The organism is Hydrogenophaga aromaticivorans (assembly GCF_013387465.1).
Taxonomy (GTDB): domain Bacteria; phylum Pseudomonadota; class Gammaproteobacteria; order Burkholderiales; family Burkholderiaceae_C; genus Hydrogenophaga; species Hydrogenophaga aromaticivorans.
Genome location: NZ_VYGV01000006.1, coordinates 861,062 through 881,355, shown reverse-complemented (window position 1 = coordinate 881,355; position 20,294 = coordinate 861,062). Strand labels below are relative to the sequence as shown.

Below are 20,294 nucleotides of genomic sequence, written 5' to 3'. Positions count from 1 at the left end.
ACCATGGAAACGAAAAAGACACGCCCCAAGGCAGCTGTGCCGGCATCCCCAAAGTCTGATCCCAATGCCTACAAGATCGCGGCAAGCAAGGACACCAATTCGCAGACGATTGCGAAACTGGTTACGGGGTCGGTGCTGTCGGCTGCGACACTGAAACAGTTCTCAGGAGGTGGTGAAGCCCTTGACGTTGCGGACCTGGTGGTCGAAATGAAGAGGGCTGGTGACGAAACTGTTGCGGGCGACCTGGGGCGAGTCGAGCGCATGCTTGCCAATCAACTGCTGACACTGGACATGTTGTTCAACAACCTCGCGCAGCGGTCGGGCCGACAAGAGAGCTTCAAGGGCATTGAGGTGTTGATGCGGCTGGCGCTGAAGGCCTAAGCCCAGTCCAGGGCCACCGCAGAAACCTTGTCGATCATCAAGAACCCCATGCCTTACATCAAGCAGACCAACATCGCCCACGGGCACCAGCAAGTCAACAACAGCCAGCCGCCCACGGGCGCGGAAAATTTTGAAAGCAAGCCAAACAAACTATTGGAGGTCGATAATGGCGAAGTCTTGGACTTTGGAGCGCAGACAGCGCCAGGCCGAGCTGATCAGGCGCTGGAAGCCGTGGGAACAGTCCACAGGGCCAAAAACGCCCGAGGGAAAAAAGAAGGTGGCAAGTAATGCGAACCGAGGCGGTGTGCGCGGACAACTGCGCGCGCTGTCCAAGGCGCTCGGTGCTGAGTTGGCGGAGATGAATAGGCTTGAACGCCTCGCGCGCCGCTAGATCATCGGTGTGGCCAGTTTAGGGGTGCATGAAGCGCAATCCCTGATTGGCGGCAGGACCAACTTTTCTCACCCCACGAAACCGTTTTCGGCCAGGGCCTGCAAGCTGGTGATCTGGCTATGCTGTTGCTGGGCTTCGAAAGTCGCAACCTTGGGCATTGAGGAAACAACAATTGAACGCGGTAGAAATCGAGTCAGCGGTATCTGATCTTGCACTCCAGCCCTTTGACGCTACAGAGTTTCCCTTCGCCTTCCTGGCCGCCTTCGGCAACAAGGACACCACGCTCAAGCGCTTGCGCACTGGCAACAACAACGCCTCGGACGTGGCGAGTGGCGTGCTGCTGCGCAACAACATCCACCTGGCTGTGTGTGCGGCCGGGGCCGTGGGCGACACGCTTAAAGCGCTTCGCGCTAGTCCGGCCACGACGAAGGCAAAGGCTAAGTTCATTCTCGCCACCGATGGGCAGACCTTGGAAGCCGAAGAGCTGGCCAGCGGCGAAACCATCGCGAGCTCCTTTGCAGATTTCCCGAACCACTTCGGCTTCCTGCTGCCCCTGGCTGGCATCTCCACCATCAGGGAGATCAAAGACAACCCCATCGACGTCCGCGCTACTGGGCGCCTGAACAAGCTGTACGTCGAACTGCTGCGCGAGAACCCGGCCTGGGCCACGGACGAACGGCGCAGCGACATGAACCACTTCATGGCGCGGCTGGTGTTCTGCTTCTTTGCTGAAGATACTGACATCTTCAACGGCAAGGGTCTGTTCACCCAGACCGTAGACCAGATGAGCGCGAGCGATGGCAGCAACACCCATGAGGTGCTGTCAGAGATCTTCCGCGCCATGAACATCAAGGTGGCCAACCGCGTCACCGAGCATCCCCGTTTGCCAAACTGGGCCAACGGTTTCCCTTACGTGAACGGCGGTCTGTTCTCTGGCAGCACCGAGGTGCCGCGCTTTACCCGCATGGCGCGCACCTACCTGCTGCACGCAGGTGCCTTGAGCTGGCGGGAGATCAACCCAGACATCTTCGGCAGCATGATCCAGGCGGTGGCCGACGACGAGGAGCGCGGCGCACTGGGCATGCACTACACCAGCGTGCCCAACATCCTGAAGGTGTTGAACCCGTTGATCCTCGACGACCTGCGCACCGCGCTGGACGAGGCCGGCGACAACGAGCGAAAGTTGTTGAACCTGCGCAAGCGCATGGCGCGCATCCGAGTCTTTGACCCGGCTTGCGGTTCAGGCAACTTCCTGGTCATCGCCTATAAGCAGATGCGCGAGATCGAGGCGGAAATCAATCGCCGCCGGGGTGAGCTGCACCTTGGCAGCGAGATTCCGCTGACCAATTTTCGCGGCATCGAGCTGCGCAATTTTCCGACCGAGATTGCCCGCTTGGCGCTGATCATTGCTGAGTTTCAGTGCGATGTGTTGTATCGAGGGCAGAAGGATGCGCTAGCCGAATTCTTGCCACTGGATGCGCAGAACTGGATCGTCTGTGGCAATGCCCTGCGGCTGGATTGGTTGAGCATTTGCCCGCCCACGGGTAGTGGCGTGAAGGTGAAGGCAGATGATTTGTTCCAGACACCGTTGGATCAAGCGGAAATTGACTTTGAGAATGAAGGTGGAGAGACGTACATATGCGGCAATCCACCCTATAAGGGGGCTACAGAGCAGAACATGCTCCAGAAATCTGATATGCAGGCGATATTTGGGGAAACGTTCCCGGTCTGGAAATCCTTTGATTACATTCTGGGCTTCTTTCAAAAAGCCAGATATTTTTTAAATCACTGCGATGCTTCCTTCGCCTTTGTTACCACTAACTCCATATGCCAAGGTGAGCAGGTCTATCGTTTTTGGCCGCAATGTATCTCTGATGGCGTACGTATATCATTTGCTGTTACTTCTTTCAAATGGTCAAATTTGGCGAGCAAGAATGCAGGTGTGTCTGTCTGCATTGTTGGCTTGGCAAGAAATCCGCGGGCTATCCGCTACTTCGATGATGAGGGTGCAATAGTCAGGAATGTAGCGAACATAAACGCCTATCTTGTTCCGTACAAAGACGTTTACGTAAAAAATGAGACAAACCCCATAAATGGCATGGCGCCAGTTGTAAATGGTAATAAGCCTGCCGATGGTGGAGGCCTAATTTTCGATGCTAGTGTTGCTGCCGACCTTAAGATGGCAGCGCCTGGATACGCCCATGTCATTCGCCCATTTTATGGCGCACATGACGCCACACATGGCGCTGGGCGCTATTGCATTTGGGCGGCAGAACCAGATTACCATGCTTTGAGAGATGTTCCCGCGTATCAGCGGCGCTTTGACATGGTCGCGGAGATGCGCGGCAATAGCGGTAAAGCACTAACCAAAGCTGGATTGGATAGTCCCTACGCCTTTCAACAAATTAGGCAGGTTGGTACCGAAATTGTTTTTCAGATACCGCGACACTCATCTGAGAGTAGGGAGTACTATCCGATAATCTCCTTGCCGGAAGGATCAATTGTTGGTGATGGAGCATTCTCATTTTACAATCCGCCACTTTGGAATGTGGCTATATTCGTTTCGCGTCTTTCACTTGTCTGGACCGGCGCTGTGTGCGGAAAGATAAAAACCGACTTTCGCTTTTCTAATACCCTTGGTTGGAACACGTTCCAAATCCCGCTTCTCACCGAGCAAAACAAGGCCGACCTGACGCGGTGCGCCGAAGACATTTTGCTGGCCCGCGAAGCCCATTTCCCCGCGACCATCGCCGAGCTGTACGACCCTGACAGCATGCCTGACAACCTGCGTCATGCCCACGAGCGCAACGACGAAGTGTTGGAGCGCATCTACATCGGCCGCCGGTTTAAGAACGACACGGAGCGGCTGGAAAAGCTATTTGAGCTGTATTCAAAGTTGACGACCGCAGAAAAAGCCAAGCCTGCAGCAAAGGCAACAAAAGGGAGGAAGAAAACAGCATGAACGACCAAGCCAGTAACCCAACCAACGCCTACACCGTGCCTTCGGTATCCATCACCACTGCGCGCACCGGCGCATCCAGCAAAGCCAATGAGTTGGGCATGCGCGCCATGCAGGAGCGTGCCTATGCCAAGCGGGGCGAACAGTACCTGCTGATCAAGTCGCCGCCGGCCTCGGGCAAGTCCCGCGCGCTGATGTTTATCGCGCTCGACAAGCTGCACAACCAAGGCATGCAACAGGCTATCGTGGTGGTGCCCGAGCGGTCCATCGGTGGCAGTTTTGCCGACGAAGCCTTGACCCGCTTCGGCTTCTACTGGGATTGGCAGGTAGCCCCGCAGTGGAACCTGTGCAACGCGCCAGGCGGTGACGAGCCTCGCGCGGCCAAGTCCAAAGTGGCCGCGGTGCGCCAGTTCCTGGCCAGCAGCGACAAGGTGCTGGTCTGTACGCACGCGACCTTCCGCTTCGCGGTGGAAGAAATGGGCATCGCGGCTTTCGACAGCCGCCTGATCGCAATCGACGAGTTCCACCACGTCTCCAGCAACCCGGACAACGTGCTGGGCAGCCAGTTGGGCGCCTTTATCGCCCGCGAGAAGGTGCATCTGGTGGCCATGACTGGCTCTTATTTCCGGGGCGATAGCGAGGCCGTGCTGGGCCCGGCCGATGAATCGAAGTTCGAGACGGTCACCTATACCTACTACGAGCAGCTCAACGGATACCAGTGGCTCAAGTCGCTGGACATCGGCTACTTTTTCTACACTGGCCCCTATGTGGATGCGGTTACCAAGGTGCTCGACCCGGCACTAAAGACTATCGTCCACATCCCCAACGTCAACGCACGCGAAAGCCTGAAGGACAAGCAGCGCGAAGTCGACGAGATCATGCACGGCCTGGGCACCTGGACAGGTGTTGATCCCGTCACCGGCTTTCATTTGGTTCAGACCAAAGAGGGCCGCGTGCTGAAGGTGGCAGACCTGGTGGATGACAGCGACGCGGCCAAGCGCACCCGGGTGCTGGGCGCGCTGAAAGACCCGGCGCAAAAGGACAACCGCGACCATGTGGACGTGATCATCGCGCTGGGCATGGCCAAGGAAGGCTTCGACTGGATCTGGTGCGAACACGCACTGACTATCGGCTACCGCAGCAGCCTGACGGAGATCGTACAAATCATTGGCCGCGCCACGCGTGACGCCAAAGGCAAGGAGCGTTCGCGTTTCACCAATCTAATTGCCGAGCCGACAGCCGAACAGTCCGCGGTGACCGAAGCTGTCAACGACATGCTCAAGGCCATTTCGGCCAGCTTGCTGATGGAGCAGGTGCTGGCGCCGCGGTATGAGTTCACGCCCAAGAATGCTGGCGCCCAAGGAGGCTTTGTCTACAACGGCGGCGAGGGCTACCAAGAAGGTCGCACCAACGTTGGTGTGAACGAAGCCACCGGCCAGTACCACGTCGAGATCAACGGCCTGGCCAAGCCAGTGACGCCCGAAGCCACTCGCATTTGCAAGGAAGACTTGAACGAGGTGGTGACCAGCTTCTTGCAGGACAAAACCGCACTGGAACGCGGCCTGTTCGACAAGGAAAACACCTTGCCCGAAGAGCTGACGCAGTTGCGAATGGGCAAAATCGTGCGCGAGCGTTACCCGGAGCTGAGTGAGGGCGACCAGGAGGCCATTCGGCAACACGCCATCGCCGCCATGAACATCACCCAGCAAGCGAAGCTGGCCCTGGCCCAGGCGGATGCAGCGGGCGGCAGCACCGCGCAAGGCAGCACGGCTCTGCTCGACGGTGTGCGCAAGTTCGTCAACGTGCGAGACCTTGACATTGACCTGATCGACCGCATCAACCCCTTCGACGCCGCCTATGCGGTGCTGGCCAAGGCGATGGACGAGAAGTCACTGCGCCAGGTTCAGGCCGCCATTGCGGCGAAGAAGGTCAGCATCCCCGAGGAGGAAGCGCGCGACCTGTCCAAGAGGGCCTTGCAGTTCAAGAACGAGCGTGGCCGCCTGCCGGACATAAACTCTGCCGACGCCTGGGAGAAACGCATGGCCGAAGGCGTGGCCGCCTTTGCGCGCTACCGTGCCCAAGCAAAGGCAGTGCAAGCACAAGGGAGCGCCGCCAATGGCTGACATGGACGACGACGAACTGCTGGACGCGCTGGGCGTTGACGTGACACCGCTCAAGTCATCAAGCCGTACGCCGCGCGAAGAACGCATCATCGCGGGCTTTGAAGACATCCTGCGCTTTCATCATACGCACGGGCGCGCACCGCAACATGGCGAGGACCGCGACATCTTCGAGCGGCTGTATGCCGTGAGGCTGGATCAGTTGCGCAAGCTGCCGGAGGCGCACGCCCTGCTGGCAGCGCTGGACGGGCCTGGCATGCTTGCCAGTGCCTCCAGTACTGTGGCCGATGTCGATGCACTCGACGAAGACGCGCTGCTGGCTGAGTTGGGTGTCGAGAGTGCCGCACTGGCCGAAGACGACATCACCGTGCTGCGGCATGTGCGTTCCAGCGCCGCCATACGCGCAGCGGAAGAGGTGGCAGACCGTACCCCGTGCGCTGATTTCGAGCGTTTCCAACCGCTGTTTGATCAGGTGGAGCGTGAGCTGAAATCCGGCGTGCGAAAGGCCCTGCCGTTTGGCCGCGATGCCAGCATCCTCAATGGCAACTACTTCATCTTGAGTGGCCAGCTTGCCTACGTTGCCGAGGTGGGCGACCAGATCAAAGCCCCCAATGGCGAAAGCGATGCGCGCTTGCGCGTCATCTACTCAAACGGCACGGAGAGCAACCTGCTGCGCCGCTCTCTGCAGCGAGCCTTGTACAAAGACGAAACTGGCCGACGCCTCACAGACCCCGGAATGGGCCCTCTGTTTGGCGAGACCATGGAAGAGAGCGACATTGAAAGCGGCACCATCTACGTGCTGCGCAGCAAGTCAGATCATCCCTATGTGTCCGAACACCGGGAGTTGGTCCACAAGATCGGCGTCACCGGTGGCAAGGTCGAGACCCGAATCGCCAATGCCGCTCTTGAGGCAACGTACCTGCTTGCCGAGGTGGAGATCGTTGCGACCTACAAGCTGGCCGGCATCAACCGCACGAAGCTTGAGAACCTGTTTCACCGCATCTTCGCTGCAGCCCAGTTGGACCTGACGATCCAGGACCGCTTCGGGCATCCTGTGCGGCCCAGGGAGTGGTTCCTGGTGCCGCTGCATGTGATCGACGAGGCGGTGACGTTGTTGGTGAGTGGATCGATCACCGGAATGGCGTACGACCCAGAGTCAGCAAGACTGGTTCAAGACTCATAGTGCTGTAATTGCATCCAGCATCGCTCACTCCTTAACCTTGGCCGTTGGTCGAAAATTACCACGATGGTAAAAATCTTCGTTCTTTCAGAGTACAGTAACAATCCTCCCGCAGTGCTCGGTACCGGGCGGATCAAGATAGCTAGAGGGCCGCTGTATGAACTGGCAGCGGTGCAGGCGCTGGTTCAAGACGAAGAGAAGCTCAAGGCATGGACAGATAAGTGTCGTAACGATTTACGTAAGTGGTTTGACGACGATCTACAGCGGGTCGCTGATCTCATAGGTAGTCTGAAGAAGTCGGACTACATTGATTCGGAATGGTGTGAAAACGGCAAAGGTGCTGTCGCTGCGTGCGACGCCTACAGCATTCGTCGATTCGAGAGAGCGCCTGCCACCGGGCAGGCCCTTCAGATGGATTATTTTTTGAAATTTGCAGTGAGCAAGACCGGTACCCTAGTGCTGATGGTGTCTTGCCACCCTTGAAAGGAGTGTCGCCATGAGCGCACAAGAACTTTGCCCGATCTGCGGTGAAGGCCATGTCACCGAGCAGGTTCAAATGGTTGAGAGCGAATACAAAGGCCAAAAGGAAGCCCTGCCTTTGCACTTCAAGCTTTGCGACACCTGCACTTCGGACTTTGCCGGGGCAGCCGAGAGCAAGCTGAACAAGCGGGTACTGATGGCATTTCGCAAGAGGGTAGACGGCTTGCTCACGGGCGCCGAGATCACAGCATTGCGCCAGCAGTACAACTTGACCCAGGGTAATGCTGCAGAATTGTTTGGGGGTGGCCCTGTTGCATTCTCAAAGTACGAGAACGACGACGTAGCTCAGTCGGAGTCCATGGACACCTTACTTCGTCTCATCCGTCGTAGCGCTGCCGCTTTCTGGGAGTTGGTCGATGAGAAGGGCATGAGAGCCGAATTCGTGGTTGAGAAGGTGGTGGCTCCCGCTCGCCCACAACTTATCCGTGTGCCGCTAACACGAGATAACGGCGCACTGGTGGATAAGGTCTACAACCCCAGAGAGTTCCGGCGAATTGCTCATGGAGAGGTGCAATGCTTGAGCAAATGAACACGCGCCCAATTTTGGCGTCGTTGCGGGTTCTATCCTTCCACGGCGACAACAGGGCTGAGGCCGACGGCGCTCGATGGGCCTTGGAGTTGCAGCAGGACATTCAAATGGCGCTGGCCGTGCCCAAGGTATCGGGTGCAGGGCTACAAGCGGCCGTGAAAATTGAGCTCATTGCGCAGGCCAAAAGCGAACAAGGCAACGCAGAGCCTGCGTCGTTCAAAGGTCTCTACGAGGCCAAATTCAACTACATGCCCGAAGTGACTGAGGCAACGGTGGCTCCACTGATGGAACAGGAGTCCTACCAGTACATGCTTGTGGCCCAGGCCTATCCCCTGGCCATGACGCACTTCCGGCGAGAGTTGCAGGCAATGGGCTTTGATGCGAGGAATCTCCCTCTTGGTTTGACCATGTAGCTAGGGGGGTGGTTCCGTGAACTTCACCCATTTGTGTCTCGGTACACCTGCGGTACCCTGCACTATGTGCGGCCCCGAGAGTGGTTTTTGGTTCCGCTGCACGTCATTGATAAAGCGGGTTGTGGACGGGACCATTACGACGGCGACCTACGACCCAGGGCGCGCGTGCCGCGTTAGATCGTGGCTTTTTGGACACATCGAATAATGAGCTGAAAAGTCGATCCGTAAACGCACCCCGGAAACTGGGTATCCGAGCCACGACCGGGGAACAAAACGGGGAACAAAACTACGTTGCTACGGACGATATTCAATAAAATCAATTGCTTAGGTGATTCCTTGGAATCCCGCCACGTTTCAAGGGCTTGTTGCTAGAAATCTAGCAGCAAGCCCTTTTTCTTTTTGTGCCCTGGTTTCAACCCATGGGCAGCCGTTGTGCGCTTGTCTCGAAGGCGGTTGACCCTGTCAGGATCGTCACACGATGCCGCGCTCCCGCAGCAGCTCGATCACGCGCTCGGCCGCTTCCTCGGATGAAATGGTCGAAGCCGGCAGCACCACCTCCGCGTTCTGTGGGCGTTCATACGGCGAGTCGATGCCGGTGAAATTCTTCAGATCACCGCGCCGGGCTTTTTTGTAGAGGCCCTTGACGTCGCGCTCCTCGGCAACGGCCAGCGGTGTGTCCACGAACACTTCGATGAACTCGCCTTCGGCCACCAGCGAGCGGGCCAGCTGGCGTTCGGCCCTGAACGGCGAGATGAAGGCGGTGAGGACGATCAGGCCGGCGTCCACCATGAGGCGTGCGACTTCGCCCACGCGGCGGATGTTCTCCACACGGTCTTCTTCCGTGAATCCGAGGTCCTTGTTCAGGCCATGGCGGACGTTGTCGCCGTCCAGCAGGTAGGTGTGGCGCCCCATGGCAAACAGCTTCTTTTCGACCAGGTTGGCGATGGTGGATTTGCCGGCGCCGGAGAGACCGGTGAACCAGAGCACGCAGGGTTTCTGGGCCTTTTGCTCGCTGCGCGCCGCCTTGTGCACGTCCACGTGCTGCAGGTGGATGTTCTGGCTGCGGCGCAGTGCGAAGTGCAGCAGACCGGCGCCCACGGTGTTGTTGGACAGGCGGTCGATCAGGATGAAACCGCCGGTGTCGCGGTCTTCGGCGTAGGGGTCGAAGGCAACGGCGCGGTCGAGATTCACGTTGCAGACGCCGATGGCGTTCAGATCGAGCTTCTTGGCTGCGATGTGCTCCATGGTGTTGACGTTGACCTGGTACTTGATCTCGGTCACGGTGGCGGTGACGGTCTTGGTGCCGATCTTGAGCAGGTAGGGGCGGCCGGGGAAGAGCGGTTCTTCGTGCATCCAGACGATGGTGGTCTCGAACTGGTCGGCCACGCCGGCGGGCGCTTGCGCCTGCGAGAGGATGTCGCCGCGCGAGATGTCGATCTCGTCGGTCAGGGTCAAGGTGATGGACTGGCCGGCCACGGCCTGTTGCAGGTCGCCATCGAAGGTGACGATGCGCTCAACGGTGCTTTCCTTGCCCGAGGGCTGGACACGGATGCGGTCGCCGACCTTCACCATGCCGCCCGCGATGGTGCCAGCGAAACCGCGGAAGTCGAGGTGGGGGCGGTTGACCCATTGCACCGGCATGCGGAACGGGGTCTTCTGCTGGCGTGCCTCGTCGATTTCCACCGTTTCCAGGTAGCCCATGAGCGTGGTGCCGTGGAACCAGGGCATGCGGTCGCTGGGCTCGATGATGTTGTCGCCCTTGAAGGCCGACAACGGGATGAAGGTGACGTCGCTCAGGCCGATCTGCCTGGCGAAGGCTTCGAAGTCTTCGACGATCCTGCGGTAGGTTTTCTCGCTGTAGTCCACCAGGTCCATCTTGTTGATGGCGACCACGGTGTGGCGGATGCCGATCAGCGAGGTGAGGTAGCTGTGGCGGCGCGTCTGCGTGAGGATGCCTTTGCGCGCGTCCACCATCAGGATGGCGACGTCGGCCGTCGAGGCGCCGGTGACCATGTTGCGCGTGTACTGCTCGTGGCCGGGGGTGTCGGCGACGATGAACTTGCGTTTGTCGGTGGAGAAGAAGCGGTAGGCCACGTCGATGGTGATGCCCTGTTCGCGCTCGGCGGCCAGGCCGTCCACCAGCAGGGCAAAGTCGATGGCGTCGCCCTGGGTGCCGAATTTCTTCGAGTCGGCTTCCACCGCGGCCAACTGGTCTTCGAACAGCATCTTGGACTCGTAGAGCAGGCGCCCGATGAGCGTGCTCTTGCCGTCGTCCACGCTGCCGCAGGTGATGAAGCGCAGCAGGCTCTTGTGTTCGTGGGCCTTGAGGTACTGGCCGATGTCGGTGGCGATGAGGTCGGAAACGTGTGCCATCAGAAATACCCTTCCTGCTTCTTCTTCTCCATGGATGCGGCGGAATCGTGGTCGATCACGCGGCCCTGGCGTTCGGAGGTGGTGGTCAGGAGCATCTCCTGGATGATCTCGGGCAGCGTCGCGGCTTCGGATTCCACGGCGCCGGTGAGCGGGTAGCAGCCCAAGGTGCGAAAGCGCACCTTTTTCATCAACGGTACTTCGCCCGGCTTGAGCGGCATGCGGTCGTCGTCCACCATGATCAGGGTGCCGTCCCGGTGGACCACCGGGCGCTCGGCCGCGTAGTACAGCGGCACGATAGGGATGTTCTGCAGGTAGATGTATTGCCAGATGTCGAGCTCGGTCCAGTTCGAGATCGGGAACACGCGGATCGACTCGCCCTTGTGCTTGCGCGCGTTGTAGAGCTTCCAGAGCTCGGGGCGCTGGTTCTTGGGGTCCCAGCGGTGCTGCCCGGAGCGGAACGAGAAAATGCGCTCCTTGGCGCGGGACTTTTCTTCGTCGCGGCGCGCACCGCCAAAGGCCGCATCAAAACCGTAGATATCGAGCGCTTGTTTCAGGCCGTCGGTCTTCATGATGTCCGTGTGGATCGCCGAACCGTGCGTGAAGGGGTTGATGTCCTTCTCGATGCCGTCCGGGTTGATGTGCACCAGCAGCTCCAGCCCCAGCTCTTTGGCCATGCGGTCGCGGAAGGCGTACATCTCGCGGAACTTCCAGCGCGTGTCCACGTGCAGCAGCTTGAACGGGGGTTTGGATGGGTAGAACGCCTTCATCGCCAGGTGCAGCATGACCGCGCTGTCCTTGCCGATGGAGTAGAGCATGACCGGGTTGTCCGTTTCGGCCACGACCTCTCGCATGATGTGGATGCTCTCGGCTTCCAGCCGTTGCAGGTGGGTCAGCGTCATGGGTGGGCTTTCGGATGACTGGGGTGACAGAAGGGGGTGGCGAGTGGTCGGGCGGGCGGGGGTGTCCGTGGCGTCGGTCCCCTCGGGTTCCTGGAGGGCCACCGACCCGCTGCGCTGCTGCAGCCAGGCGGCGATCTCCGGCAGGCGCTGCAGAGTGCTGGCGCCCGCCAGCAGCAAGGTGGTGGGTTTGTGGCTGGCATCGACCAGCGGACGCCACAGCGCCAGATGGTCGCTGGCCTGCAGGGCGTCGCTCGCGTGCAGGCGCCAGTGGATGGCGCCCCGGCTGTCGATCGCAACCCGGCTGACGGGTCTGCAGCCCAAGGCCTGGTAGTGGCCGGGGTCGAGCCGCAACGTGAAGCTGCGCAGCCGATAACACTTGTGACCGAGCAGGCCTGGCGGCAGGGTTTGATCGGGCAGGTAGAGGCCGATGCGGCGGCACCACTGAAGGATGCCGGTCCGACCTACCACCAAACCGTGTTCTTTGAACCACAGCACCACCTGGTTCACATTCCAGGCGGCCGGGCCGTCGCCGCTGAGCATGTGGCGCAGCAGGGCCAGTTCCAGAGAGGGGCCGAAGGCCGATGTCTGCGCCGCCGGTCGCCCGCGTCGGGGGTTGACCGTGACAGCGGCCCAGCCGCCCGCCCTGAAAGCCTTGACCGCCGAAATGATGGTGGGCGCGCTCAGCTGGGTGACCTGTTTCACGGCGCTCAGCGTATGGCCTTCGAGGCGCAGTTGCACCGCCTGGCGACGCTGGCTGTTCAAGGCCTCGACCGTGAGCTGGTTGCCGCTCAAAGGGCTCTCCCAGTGTTAAACATTTAATTAGATTGGCAATATTAAACCAATCGATAGAATTGTTGGCATGGTTTCACCGACGGAGTACGGCCCATGAGCGCACCGAACCACACCGACCTGCTGCAGCAACTCGTGCCCATCGTGCGCGCCGCCGGCGAGCGGGTGATGGCGGTGTACGCCACCGACTTCGACGTGCTCAGCAAAGACGACGCCTCGCCGGTGACAGCGGCCGACCAGCAGGCGGAAGACCTGATCACCGAAGCGCTGATGCGACTCACACCCGGGATTCCGGTGGTGGGCGAAGAGGCGGTGTCGGGTGGCGCACAGCCCGCCATCGGTGAACGATTCTGGCTGGTGGATCCACTGGATGGCACCAAGGAATTCATCAGCCGCAACGGCGAGTTCACGGTGAACATCGCGTTGATCGAGCACGGACAGCCTGTGCTCGGCGTGGTGCTCGCGCCAGCCCTGGACGCGCTGTACGCTGGTGGCGTGGGTCTGGGCGCGTGGTTGGAGCAGGGCGGGCAGCGCACACCGATCGCCTGCCGCGCCGTGCCGCCCGAAGGCCTGTCGGTGGTGGCCAGCCGCTCGCACGGCGACGCGGCCGCACTGGACGCGTTTCTGGCCGGGCGCAAGGTCGCACGCAACGTGAGCGCCGGCTCCTCCCTCAAACTGTGCCTCGTGGCCAGCGGGCAGGCCGATGTGTACCCCCGTCTGGGCCGCACCATGGAGTGGGACATCGCAGCCGGCCACGCGGTGCTCAGCGGTGCTGGTGGCACGGTCGAGCGGCTGGATGGTCAGCCGCTGCGCTACGGCAAACCGGGCCTGGACAACCCCCACTTTGCCGCCTGGGGGCTGCGCTGAGCAGCCGCAGATGACGGCGTATCTGACGCTGGCCTCCATCGCCCTGCTGCTGGGGCTGCTCATCCATGGGCGCTGGCCGGCCTCGGTGCTGTTCTCCCTCTGGGCGCTGGCCTACCACCTCGCCGGGCTGATCGACCAGAAATCTCTTCTGGCGAGCTACACCAACCCGGCCCTGATCACGGTGATCCTGCTGTTGGTGGTGTCTCTGGTGCTGGAGCGATCGGTGCTCATCGAACGCGTGACGCACCGTGTGCTCAGCGGGCCCGAGTCGTGGGCCAGTTTCAAGCTCATGACCGCCACCACGGCGCTGTCGGCCTTTCTGAACAACACCGCGGTGGTCGGCATCCTGATGGGCAGCATTTCGCGGCAGAAGCTCATTGCTCCCTCACGGCTGCTCATACCGCTCTCTTACTCGGCCATTCTGGGGGGCGTGACCACCCTGGTGGGAACGTCCACCAACCTGGTCGTCAATGCCTTCGCCATCGACAACCACCTGCCTCCGATCGGCATGTTCCAGCTCAGCTGGGTGGGTGTGCCGGTGGCGCTGGCCTGCATGGGTGTCATGCTGGTCACCGCCCGCTGGCTGCCGCGACACCTCCCCGGCGAGGCCGACAACCAGCAGCCGTATTTCCTGGAGGCCCGTGTTGCGCCCGGCGCCCCGCTGGTGGGCCGGTCCATCGAGGTCAATGGCCTGCGCCACCTGGACGGGCTGTTCCTGCTGGAGATCGAGCGCCAGGGCCACCTCATCAGCCCGGTGGGGCCGGAAGAAATCCTTCAGGCGGGCGATGTCCTGCTGTTCACCGGTGATGTGAACAAATTCCAGACCTTGCACCACGTCCGCGGCCTGGAGGTGTTTGGCACGCGCTCGGATGCCCTGCTGGGCTCCAACCAGGTGGAGGTGATCATCGCCAGCACTTCGGAACTGGCCAACAAGACCTTGCGCGAGGTGGACTTCCGCACCATGTTCGACGCGGGCGTGATGGGCATCCGCCGGGGCGACAAGCGCCTGACCGGACAGCTGGGGCGCATCCCCCTGAAGGTGGGCGACGCGCTGCTGCTGGCGGTGGGCGCCGATTTTGCGCAGCACCACAACCTGGACCGCAATTTCCACGTGCTGGGCGACACCCTGGTGCGCCCCCAGCTCAGCGGTGGGCAGAGTGCGCTGGCGCTGGGCGGTTTTGCGCTGGCCATCGCCGCGTCGGTCACGGAGCGGGTGGACCTGCTCACCAGCCTGATGCTGCTGATGGTGGTGTTCCTGGCCACGCGGTTGCTCACGCTGGGCGAGGTGCGGCGCCGCTTCCCGTTCGAGCTGCTCATGGTGATCGGCTCGGCGCTGGCACTGGCCAAGGGCATCGAGTCGTCCGGTGCGGCGCAGTTGCTGGCCGGCTGGATGCGCCAGCTCTTTGACGGCACGGGGGTGTACGGCGGGCTGGTCGGCGTGTATCTGTTGACGCTGCTGCTGACCGAGCTGGTGACGAACAACGCAGCCGCCGCGCTGGCGTTTCCGATCGGGTTGGCCACCGCGCGCGCTTTCGGCGTCGATCCCACGGCCTTCGTGCTGATCGTCGCCTATGGCGCCAGCGCCGGCTTCCTCATTCCCTTTGGTTACCAGACCCACCTGATGGTCATGTCGCCGGGTCACTACCGTGTGACCGACTTCTTCCGCGCCGGCCTGCCGGTGAGTCTGACCTATTCGGTGGTGGTGCTCACGCTCACGCCCATCTTCTTCCCGCTGACGGTCGGGTGATGCCTCAAGAGAGGCGCAGCGCCGCGTGCACCCGCGCCGCCGCATACGCATCGTTCGCCGCGTAAACCAGCTGCGCCTCGCTCAACCGTGGATTCGCCCAGTTGGAGGTGGCGGCCTTTTTTGACTTGATGAAGCGCTGGTTGAACAGCACCGCCACCGCGCCCTTCACGCCCATGTCCTTGCGGTAACCCTGCTGGCGAAAGACGTGGTTGAGCTCCAGCACGCCGGCCGGTTCCACCAGCAGTTTGCTCACGATGCGCTTGGTGTCGTCGCCGAGGCCAAAACCGGCTTTTGTGAACGCGGCGTCGGCGAGCAGGCCCGCCACCAGCTCGCGGCAGGCCGGGTCGTGCAGCTGGAACACCCAGGCGTGCTGCAGCGTGGCGAGCTGCACGATGTGCGGCCCGTCGGACACCTGGTCCTTGAAGAACGTGGGTTTGCTCTCGGTGTCGAAGCCCCAGGCTACTTGGTCGTACAACGCAGCCGCGGCTTCGCGGGCTTGCACCACGTTGTCCACCAGCGTGATGCGGTCCAGACCCAGGCGGTCAAATTCGGGCAGCAGGGCGATGGCTTCCTTGTCGGGCGTGGGGCGGGTGGTTTGCATGGCGTCGGTGGCGGGTGGCAGCTGCAGGCGGGATCGATAATCAAAGCATTGTGCAACGCGCCCCGATGCACCCCTTTGTGCCCGATGCCTTCATGACCTACACGCTCCAGCTCTACGTCTCCGACGACACCACGCCCGCCCAGCGCCAGGCGGCCGAGCGGCTGTTCCGCAAAGCGCTGGAGTCCGCTCTGGGCGATGCCGCGCTGGTGGCGCCGGTGTATTTGGCCTACCAGGCCATCGTGGCCCGTTACGGCGACACGCCAGACCCCGAGGCGCTCACGGTGGAGGAGCGCACGGTGCTCGAACACTGGCAGCTGGCCGAAACCGCGGCCATCGAAGCGGTGTTCGGCCCGCACCGGCACCTGGACGAAGGCAGCTACCAGATCGACTTGCCCGCATAATCGCTACCCCGTTCACGTCCTCCCTGGGCGCTCACTCCCTTTGAAGGACTCCCCATGAGAAAAACCTATCCCCTGCGGCCCGAGGGCAAAAATCCCGACCGCGTGCTCGATGCCGTCAAGCACGACATCCGCAAATACATGAAGCGCGAACGCCGCCGCGATTTGCCAGAAGGCGCGACGTTCTGGGATTTCGACTGCCGCTTCGGAGCGGACAAGGACAGTGCGCAAACGGCCAACCCGGCCGAGCTGATCGGCCTGCTCGATGTGTTGGCCAAGGCGGGTGGCGAGCAGTGTTATGTGGAGCTGCTGGCGAAGCCCGGTGTGCGCCAGCCACGACCGGCTGGTCAGGAAGTGATCGGCGATGCCGGGGCTTCGCCGGCGCCTTCCGATTCCGACGCCTGATGTTTCGCAGTGGGTCACCCGGCGAGCGGGTGGCCGATGGCTGCGCCGCTACTCGGGCTGGCCGGTCTTCGCTGCCGCCGCCGCGCGCAACTTGTCTTTCTTGCTCGGGCGTTTGCCCTTGATGCCGCCGCCGGCCGGCCCGGCCGGCGCAGCCACATCGGTGGGCTCGAACCCGGGCAATTGTTCCAGCGGCAGGCTCAGGCCCTGGCGCTTTTCGATCAGGCGCCAATGGGCCTCGGTGTCGGCACTCACGAAGCTCACCGCCAGGCCGCTCTCGCCCGCCCGGCCGGTGCGGCCGATGCGGTGCACGTAGTCCACCGCCGAACGCGGCAGGTCAAAGTTCACCACCACGGGCAGCTGCGCGATGTCGATGCCGCGCGCGGCGAGATCGGTGGTGACCACCACGTCCCAGCGTTTTTCCTTGAACTCCTGCAGCGCCTGCTTGCGCGCGCCCTGGCTCAGACCGCCGTGGAACGATGTCGCGAACAGGTCGCCATGGTGCAGCTTGGACGCGAGCCGCTCGGCCGCGTACTGCGTGGCCACGAACACCAGCACGCGCTCCCAGCCGTTGTCCTTGATCAGTTGGCGCAGCAGCTGGGTGCGGCGGCTTGCATCGACCGCGATGGCGCGCTGCAGCACCACGGCCTCTGCCTGCGCCGGGGCGGGCACGTCCACGCGCCGCGGGTCACGCAGCAGGCCGCCCGCGAGCGCTTCCACCGCGGGCGGGAAGGTGGCCGAGAAAAACAGGTTTTGTCGCTGTGCGGGCAACAGCGCGAGCACGCGGTCCAGCTCGTCGGCAAAACCCAGGTCGAGCAGACGGTCGGCCTCGTCCAGCACCAGCAGCTCCACCGCCGAGAGCCGCAGTGCGTTGTGCTCCACCAGGTCGAGCAGGCGCCCGGGTGTGGCCACCATCACATCGGCGCCGCCGCGCAGCGCCATGAGCTGCGGGTTGATGGACACGCCACCAAAGGCCACTGCGATGCGCGGTCGGGAGGGCAGGTGTTGCGCCAGGCTGCGCAGCACCTCGCCCACCTGGGCGGCCAGTTCGCGCGTCGGCACCAGCACGAGTGCGCGCACGCGCCTCGGTGTGTGCGAGGGCCCGGTTTGCAGGCGTTGCAGCAGCGGCAGGGCAAAGGCCGCGGTCTTGCCCGAGCCGGTCTGTGCCGTGGCGAGCAGATCGGCGCCGCTCAGCACGGCGGGGATGGCTTCCAGCTGGATGGGGGTGGGCGCGGTGAAGCCGAGTTCGGCGGCGGCCTGGGCGAGGGTGGGGGCAAGCCCGAGGGAGATGAATGGCATGGGGGGTCGAGTTTAACGGTCGGCCCCCGCGGGGCAGCCCCGCGTTACGATGCGAGCCCATGAAAAGCAAGTTGTCTTCTTTGGGCGGCCTGGTGTATTCCACCGAAGCGGGTCGCATGTGTCCCGCTTGCCGGCAACCGGTGGCGCAGTGCATCTGCAAGCAGGCGGTGGTGCCTGTGGGCGATGGCACCGTGCGCGTGTCGCGCGAAACCAAGGGCCGGGGCGGCAAGGCGGTGACGCTGGTCAAGGGGCTGGCACTCGATGCCGCGGGCCTCACGGCGCTGGGCAAACAGCTCAAGGCGGCTTGCGGTACGGGCGGGACGGTGAAGGATGGCGTGATCGAGATCCAGGGCGATCATGTGGACAAAGTGATGACCGCGCTGCAGGCGGCGAGTTACAAAGTCAAGCGCGCGGGAGGCTGAAGGGGCGCCTATCTAAACGAGCTTCGCCCACCACAGCCGCAGGCGCATGCCGATCTCGCTGGTGTAGCCCACGCTCGCGCTGCGCAGACGGCCATCGGCATCCACCACCACGAACGCGGGCACGGCCCGAAAACCCAGCGTTTGCGCCAGCGCGCCGCGCGGGTCGATGGCGGTGGCCCAGGGCAGTTCCCGTTTCGCCAGCACGCGTGCCACGGCATCGGCCGGACCGGACTGCATGGCCACGGTCAGCACCGGCCAGTCGCGCGCCAGGCGCGTGACGCTGTGTTCCTCGGTGCGGCAGATCGGGCACCATTCGGCCCAGATGTGCAGGACCACCGGCTGGCCCGGGTGTTGGGCGCGCCAGTCGGCCAGGGTGGTGTCGACGCGGCTGCCGTCGGGCCCGATCAGGGTGAAGGCCAGTTCGGGCGCAGGGCCCGAGGGCACGTTGCGCGTCTGCCAGGCCTGCACGCCGAACACCACGGCCAGCACCATCGCCAGCGTACCAAGGTGGTTTTTCCAGCGGGTGCGCAGGTTCTGGCGCAGGCGAATCCACCAGCCGTGAGCGGCGTTCATGAGCGGCTCAACGCAGCACTTCGAGCAGGCGGTCGAGCCCGCCTTCGTTGATGGCCACCATGGCCTGCTCGCGCACCTTGGGCTTGGCGTGGTAGGCCACCGACAGGCCTGCCACGCCCATCATGGGCAGGTCGTTGGCGCCATCGCCCATGGCGATGCACTGGCTGGGTTCGATGCCCAACAGGGAAGCCACTTCCAGCAGCGTGCGGCGCTTCTCCGCGCCGTCACAGATGTCGCCCCAGGACTGGTCCACCATGCGGCCTGTGAGCTGCCCGCAGTTGGGGCCGCTCTCGATTTCCAGCACGTTGGATCGCGTGAAATCGATGCCGAGCCGGTCGCGCACGCGGTCGGTGAAATAGGTGAAGCCGCCCGAGACCAGCAGCACCTTCAGACCCGCGGCCTTGCAGGCCTTCACCAGCGCTTCGGCGCCCGGGTTGAGCTGCAGGCGTTCGGCCAGCACCTGTTCCATGTGCGCCACGGTCACGCCGCGCAGCAGCGCGACGCGCTGGCGCAGGCTTTCCTTGTAGTCGGTGATCTCGCCGCGCATGGCGGCTTCGGTGATGGCGGCCACTTCGGCCTTGCGGCCGGCGGCGTCGGCGATTTCGTCCACGCACTCGATGTTGATGAGCGTGGAGTCCATGTCGAACGCGATGAGCTTGAAGTCTTTGAGGTTCAGCGGCGGCGTGAAGCCCTGGACGGTGAGGCCGGGGGCGAATTCGGTGGTGGAAGTCATCCCGGAATTATCGCGGGAGCCGGGATGACTGTTCCGCTCAGGACTTGGGTGGTGACAGCACCTGGCTCATCGCGCGAATCTGCACCTTCAGGTCGCCGCCCACCAGGTCTGCCACCGATTGCTGGTCGCTGGTGACGGTGAAGCCAGCGGCCTGCAGCCTGGCCTTCACGTCGTCGGTGCTGGTGCCCGCTACCTGGGCGAGCACGGTGATCGGGGCCTTGGCCAGGGCGCGCACCGGGGGGGCGAAGCCGGGCTCGCTGCCACCACCGCTGCCGCCGACCGGGATGAAGCTCAGCCCCAGCACCACCAACGAACCGATCACCACCCAGCGCCCGGTGCGGTTCTGCAGATGCCGTTTCACGGCGGGCAGGTTGAGCAGCGCGTGCAGCACCACAGCGCCCAGCATCAGCCAGCCCAGCCACTCGTGTGCCGCCTTGTTCAGACCGGTGTCGAGGTGGAAAAACATCAGGACGCCCGTCGCGGCGGACAGGGCGAAGCTGCCCATCACCAGTGGTGTGATCCAGGGGCGTTGTTTGGCAAGGTTCATGGTCGTTTTCTCCTTCAAATGATCAAGCCGCGATGGTGCGGCGTGCGTTTGAAGTTTGATTTCTGGCGCATGAACGCCGTGTGAACGGGTCCCCTCTGGGCACCCCGGCGCACCTCGGAAGGACGTTCTCT

20 protein-coding genes and 1 pseudogene are annotated in these 20,294 nt (G+C 62.5%); 13 read left to right on the top strand and 8 right to left on the bottom strand.

All coding sequences use genetic code 11. The features are described from left to right. Nucleotides 1–3 precede the first annotated feature (3 nt). The 8 genes from F3K02_RS27285 to F3K02_RS08450 all read left to right on the top strand — a co-directional run bounded on the left by F3K02_RS27285 (nucleotide 4) and on the right by F3K02_RS08450 (nucleotide 8,513). On the top strand, nucleotides 4–381 hold the full coding sequence (locus tag F3K02_RS27285; RefSeq protein WP_218179376.1) for a hypothetical protein: 378 nt from the start codon (nucleotides 4–6) through the stop codon (nucleotides 379–381). A 27-nt stretch (nucleotides 382–408) separates the two neighbouring features. Beyond that, the gene (locus F3K02_RS08480; RefSeq protein WP_218179375.1) at nucleotides 409–669 is read left to right on the top strand and encodes a hypothetical protein; all 261 of its coding nucleotides are present in this window, start codon (nucleotides 409–411) and stop codon (nucleotides 667–669) included. 275 nt (nucleotides 670–944) lie between these two features. Beyond that, nucleotides 945–3,734 (top strand): class I SAM-dependent DNA methyltransferase, encoded by a 2,790-nt coding sequence (locus tag F3K02_RS08475; RefSeq protein WP_177135076.1) that lies wholly within the window; start codon nucleotides 945–947, stop codon nucleotides 3,732–3,734. Further along, on the top strand, nucleotides 3,731–5,854 hold the full coding sequence (locus F3K02_RS08470; protein ID WP_177135074.1) for a DEAD/DEAH box helicase: 2,124 nt from the start codon (nucleotides 3,731–3,733) through the stop codon (nucleotides 5,852–5,854). The genes F3K02_RS08475 and F3K02_RS08470 overlap by 4 nt, the downstream gene beginning before the upstream one ends. Continuing rightward, nucleotides 5,847–7,034: a GIY-YIG nuclease family protein gene (locus F3K02_RS08465; RefSeq protein WP_177135072.1), complete on the top strand. Its 1,188-nt coding sequence runs from the start codon at nucleotides 5,847–5,849 to the stop codon at nucleotides 7,032–7,034. Before F3K02_RS08470 ends, F3K02_RS08465 begins: the two co-directional genes overlap by 8 nt. Before the next feature lie 63 nt (nucleotides 7,035–7,097). Next, nucleotides 7,098–7,514 carry a hypothetical protein gene (locus F3K02_RS08460; RefSeq protein WP_177135070.1) on the top strand — a complete coding sequence of 139 codons (417 nt, stop codon included), beginning with the start codon at nucleotides 7,098–7,100 and terminating at the stop codon, nucleotides 7,512–7,514. Nucleotides 7,515–7,527: 13 nt separating this feature from the next. Beyond that, nucleotides 7,528–8,100 carry a type II toxin-antitoxin system MqsA family antitoxin gene (locus F3K02_RS08455; RefSeq protein ID WP_177135069.1) on the top strand — a complete coding sequence of 191 codons (573 nt, stop codon included), beginning with the start codon at nucleotides 7,528–7,530 and terminating at the stop codon, nucleotides 8,098–8,100. Next, complete coding sequence (locus tag F3K02_RS08450; RefSeq protein WP_177135067.1) at nucleotides 8,085–8,513, top strand: hypothetical protein; 429 nt, start codon at nucleotides 8,085–8,087, stop codon at nucleotides 8,511–8,513. The genes F3K02_RS08455 and F3K02_RS08450 overlap by 16 nt, the downstream gene beginning before the upstream one ends. Nucleotides 8,514–8,984: 471 nt before the next feature. Here the strand turns inward: F3K02_RS08450 and cysN are convergent, their stop codons facing one another. The 3 genes and pseudogenes from cysN to F3K02_RS27460 all read right to left on the bottom strand — a co-directional run. Next, complete coding sequence (cysN, locus tag F3K02_RS08445; protein WP_177135065.1) at nucleotides 8,985–10,886, bottom strand: sulfate adenylyltransferase subunit CysN; 1,902 nt, start codon at nucleotides 10,884–10,886, stop codon at nucleotides 8,985–8,987. Next, complete coding sequence (gene cysD, locus F3K02_RS27960; RefSeq protein ID WP_425485576.1) at nucleotides 10,886–11,815, bottom strand: sulfate adenylyltransferase subunit CysD; 930 nt, start codon at nucleotides 11,813–11,815, stop codon at nucleotides 10,886–10,888. The genes cysN and cysD overlap by 1 nt, the downstream gene beginning before the upstream one ends. Before the next feature lie 570 nt (nucleotides 11,816–12,385). Continuing rightward, nucleotides 12,386–12,523: pseudogene (locus tag F3K02_RS27460) on the bottom strand (hypothetical protein); the annotation flags it as partial. Between the two features lie 147 nt (nucleotides 12,524–12,670). On the opposite strand from F3K02_RS27460, the gene cysQ reads away from it, so the two are divergent. Together cysQ and F3K02_RS08430 are read left to right on the top strand one after the other, a co-directional pair. Then, the gene (gene cysQ / locus F3K02_RS08435) at nucleotides 12,671–13,441 is read left to right on the top strand and encodes a 3'(2'),5'-bisphosphate nucleotidase CysQ (RefSeq protein WP_177135063.1); all 771 of its coding nucleotides are present in this window, start codon (nucleotides 12,671–12,673) and stop codon (nucleotides 13,439–13,441) included. Nucleotides 13,442–13,451: 10 nt separating this feature from the next. Continuing rightward, nucleotides 13,452–15,188: an SLC13 family permease gene (locus F3K02_RS08430; RefSeq protein WP_177135061.1), complete on the top strand. Its 1,737-nt coding sequence runs from the start codon at nucleotides 13,452–13,454 to the stop codon at nucleotides 15,186–15,188. A 4-nt stretch (nucleotides 15,189–15,192) separates the two neighbouring features. On the opposite strand, the gene F3K02_RS08425 is transcribed toward F3K02_RS08430, so the two are convergent. Continuing rightward, on the bottom strand, nucleotides 15,193–15,789 hold the full coding sequence (locus F3K02_RS08425) for a 3'-5' exonuclease (RefSeq protein ID WP_177135059.1): 597 nt from the start codon (nucleotides 15,787–15,789) through the stop codon (nucleotides 15,193–15,195). Between the two features lie 92 nt (nucleotides 15,790–15,881). Between F3K02_RS08425 and F3K02_RS08420 the strand changes: the two genes are divergently transcribed. Together F3K02_RS08420 and F3K02_RS08415 are read left to right on the top strand one after the other, a co-directional pair. After that, entirely contained in the window at nucleotides 15,882–16,190 is a 309-nt protein-coding gene (locus tag F3K02_RS08420) for a hypothetical protein (RefSeq protein WP_177135432.1), read from the top strand. A 54-nt stretch (nucleotides 16,191–16,244) separates the two neighbouring features. Beyond that, nucleotides 16,245–16,592 carry a DUF6172 family protein gene (locus F3K02_RS08415; RefSeq protein ID WP_177135056.1) on the top strand — a complete coding sequence of 116 codons (348 nt, stop codon included), beginning with the start codon at nucleotides 16,245–16,247 and terminating at the stop codon, nucleotides 16,590–16,592. A gap of 48 nt (nucleotides 16,593–16,640) precedes the next feature. Here the strand turns inward: F3K02_RS08415 and F3K02_RS08410 are convergent, their stop codons facing one another. Next, on the bottom strand, nucleotides 16,641–17,888 hold the full coding sequence (locus F3K02_RS08410) for a DEAD/DEAH box helicase (protein WP_177135054.1): 1,248 nt from the start codon (nucleotides 17,886–17,888) through the stop codon (nucleotides 16,641–16,643). 59 nt (nucleotides 17,889–17,947) lie between these two features. Between F3K02_RS08410 and F3K02_RS08405 the strand changes: the two genes are divergently transcribed. Next, on the top strand, nucleotides 17,948–18,310 hold the full coding sequence (locus F3K02_RS08405; protein ID WP_177135052.1) for a translation initiation factor Sui1: 363 nt from the start codon (nucleotides 17,948–17,950) through the stop codon (nucleotides 18,308–18,310). Between the two features lie 12 nt (nucleotides 18,311–18,322). On the opposite strand, the gene F3K02_RS08400 is transcribed toward F3K02_RS08405, so the two are convergent. The 3 genes from F3K02_RS08400 to F3K02_RS08390 are packed head-to-tail and all read right to left on the bottom strand — an operon-like array spanning nucleotide 18,323 to nucleotide 20,163. After that, on the bottom strand, nucleotides 18,323–18,883 hold the full coding sequence (locus F3K02_RS08400; RefSeq protein WP_177135050.1) for a redoxin family protein: 561 nt from the start codon (nucleotides 18,881–18,883) through the stop codon (nucleotides 18,323–18,325). Between the two features lie 7 nt (nucleotides 18,884–18,890). Next, nucleotides 18,891–19,616: a phosphoserine phosphatase SerB gene (gene serB, locus F3K02_RS08395; RefSeq protein WP_177135048.1), complete on the bottom strand. Its 726-nt coding sequence runs from the start codon at nucleotides 19,614–19,616 to the stop codon at nucleotides 18,891–18,893. Nucleotides 19,617–19,653: 37 nt separating this feature from the next. Further along, nucleotides 19,654–20,163, bottom strand: a complete 510-nt coding sequence (locus F3K02_RS08390) for a DUF4405 domain-containing protein (protein WP_177135046.1) — start codon at nucleotides 20,161–20,163, stop codon at nucleotides 19,654–19,656. Nucleotides 20,164–20,294 lie beyond the last annotated feature (131 nt).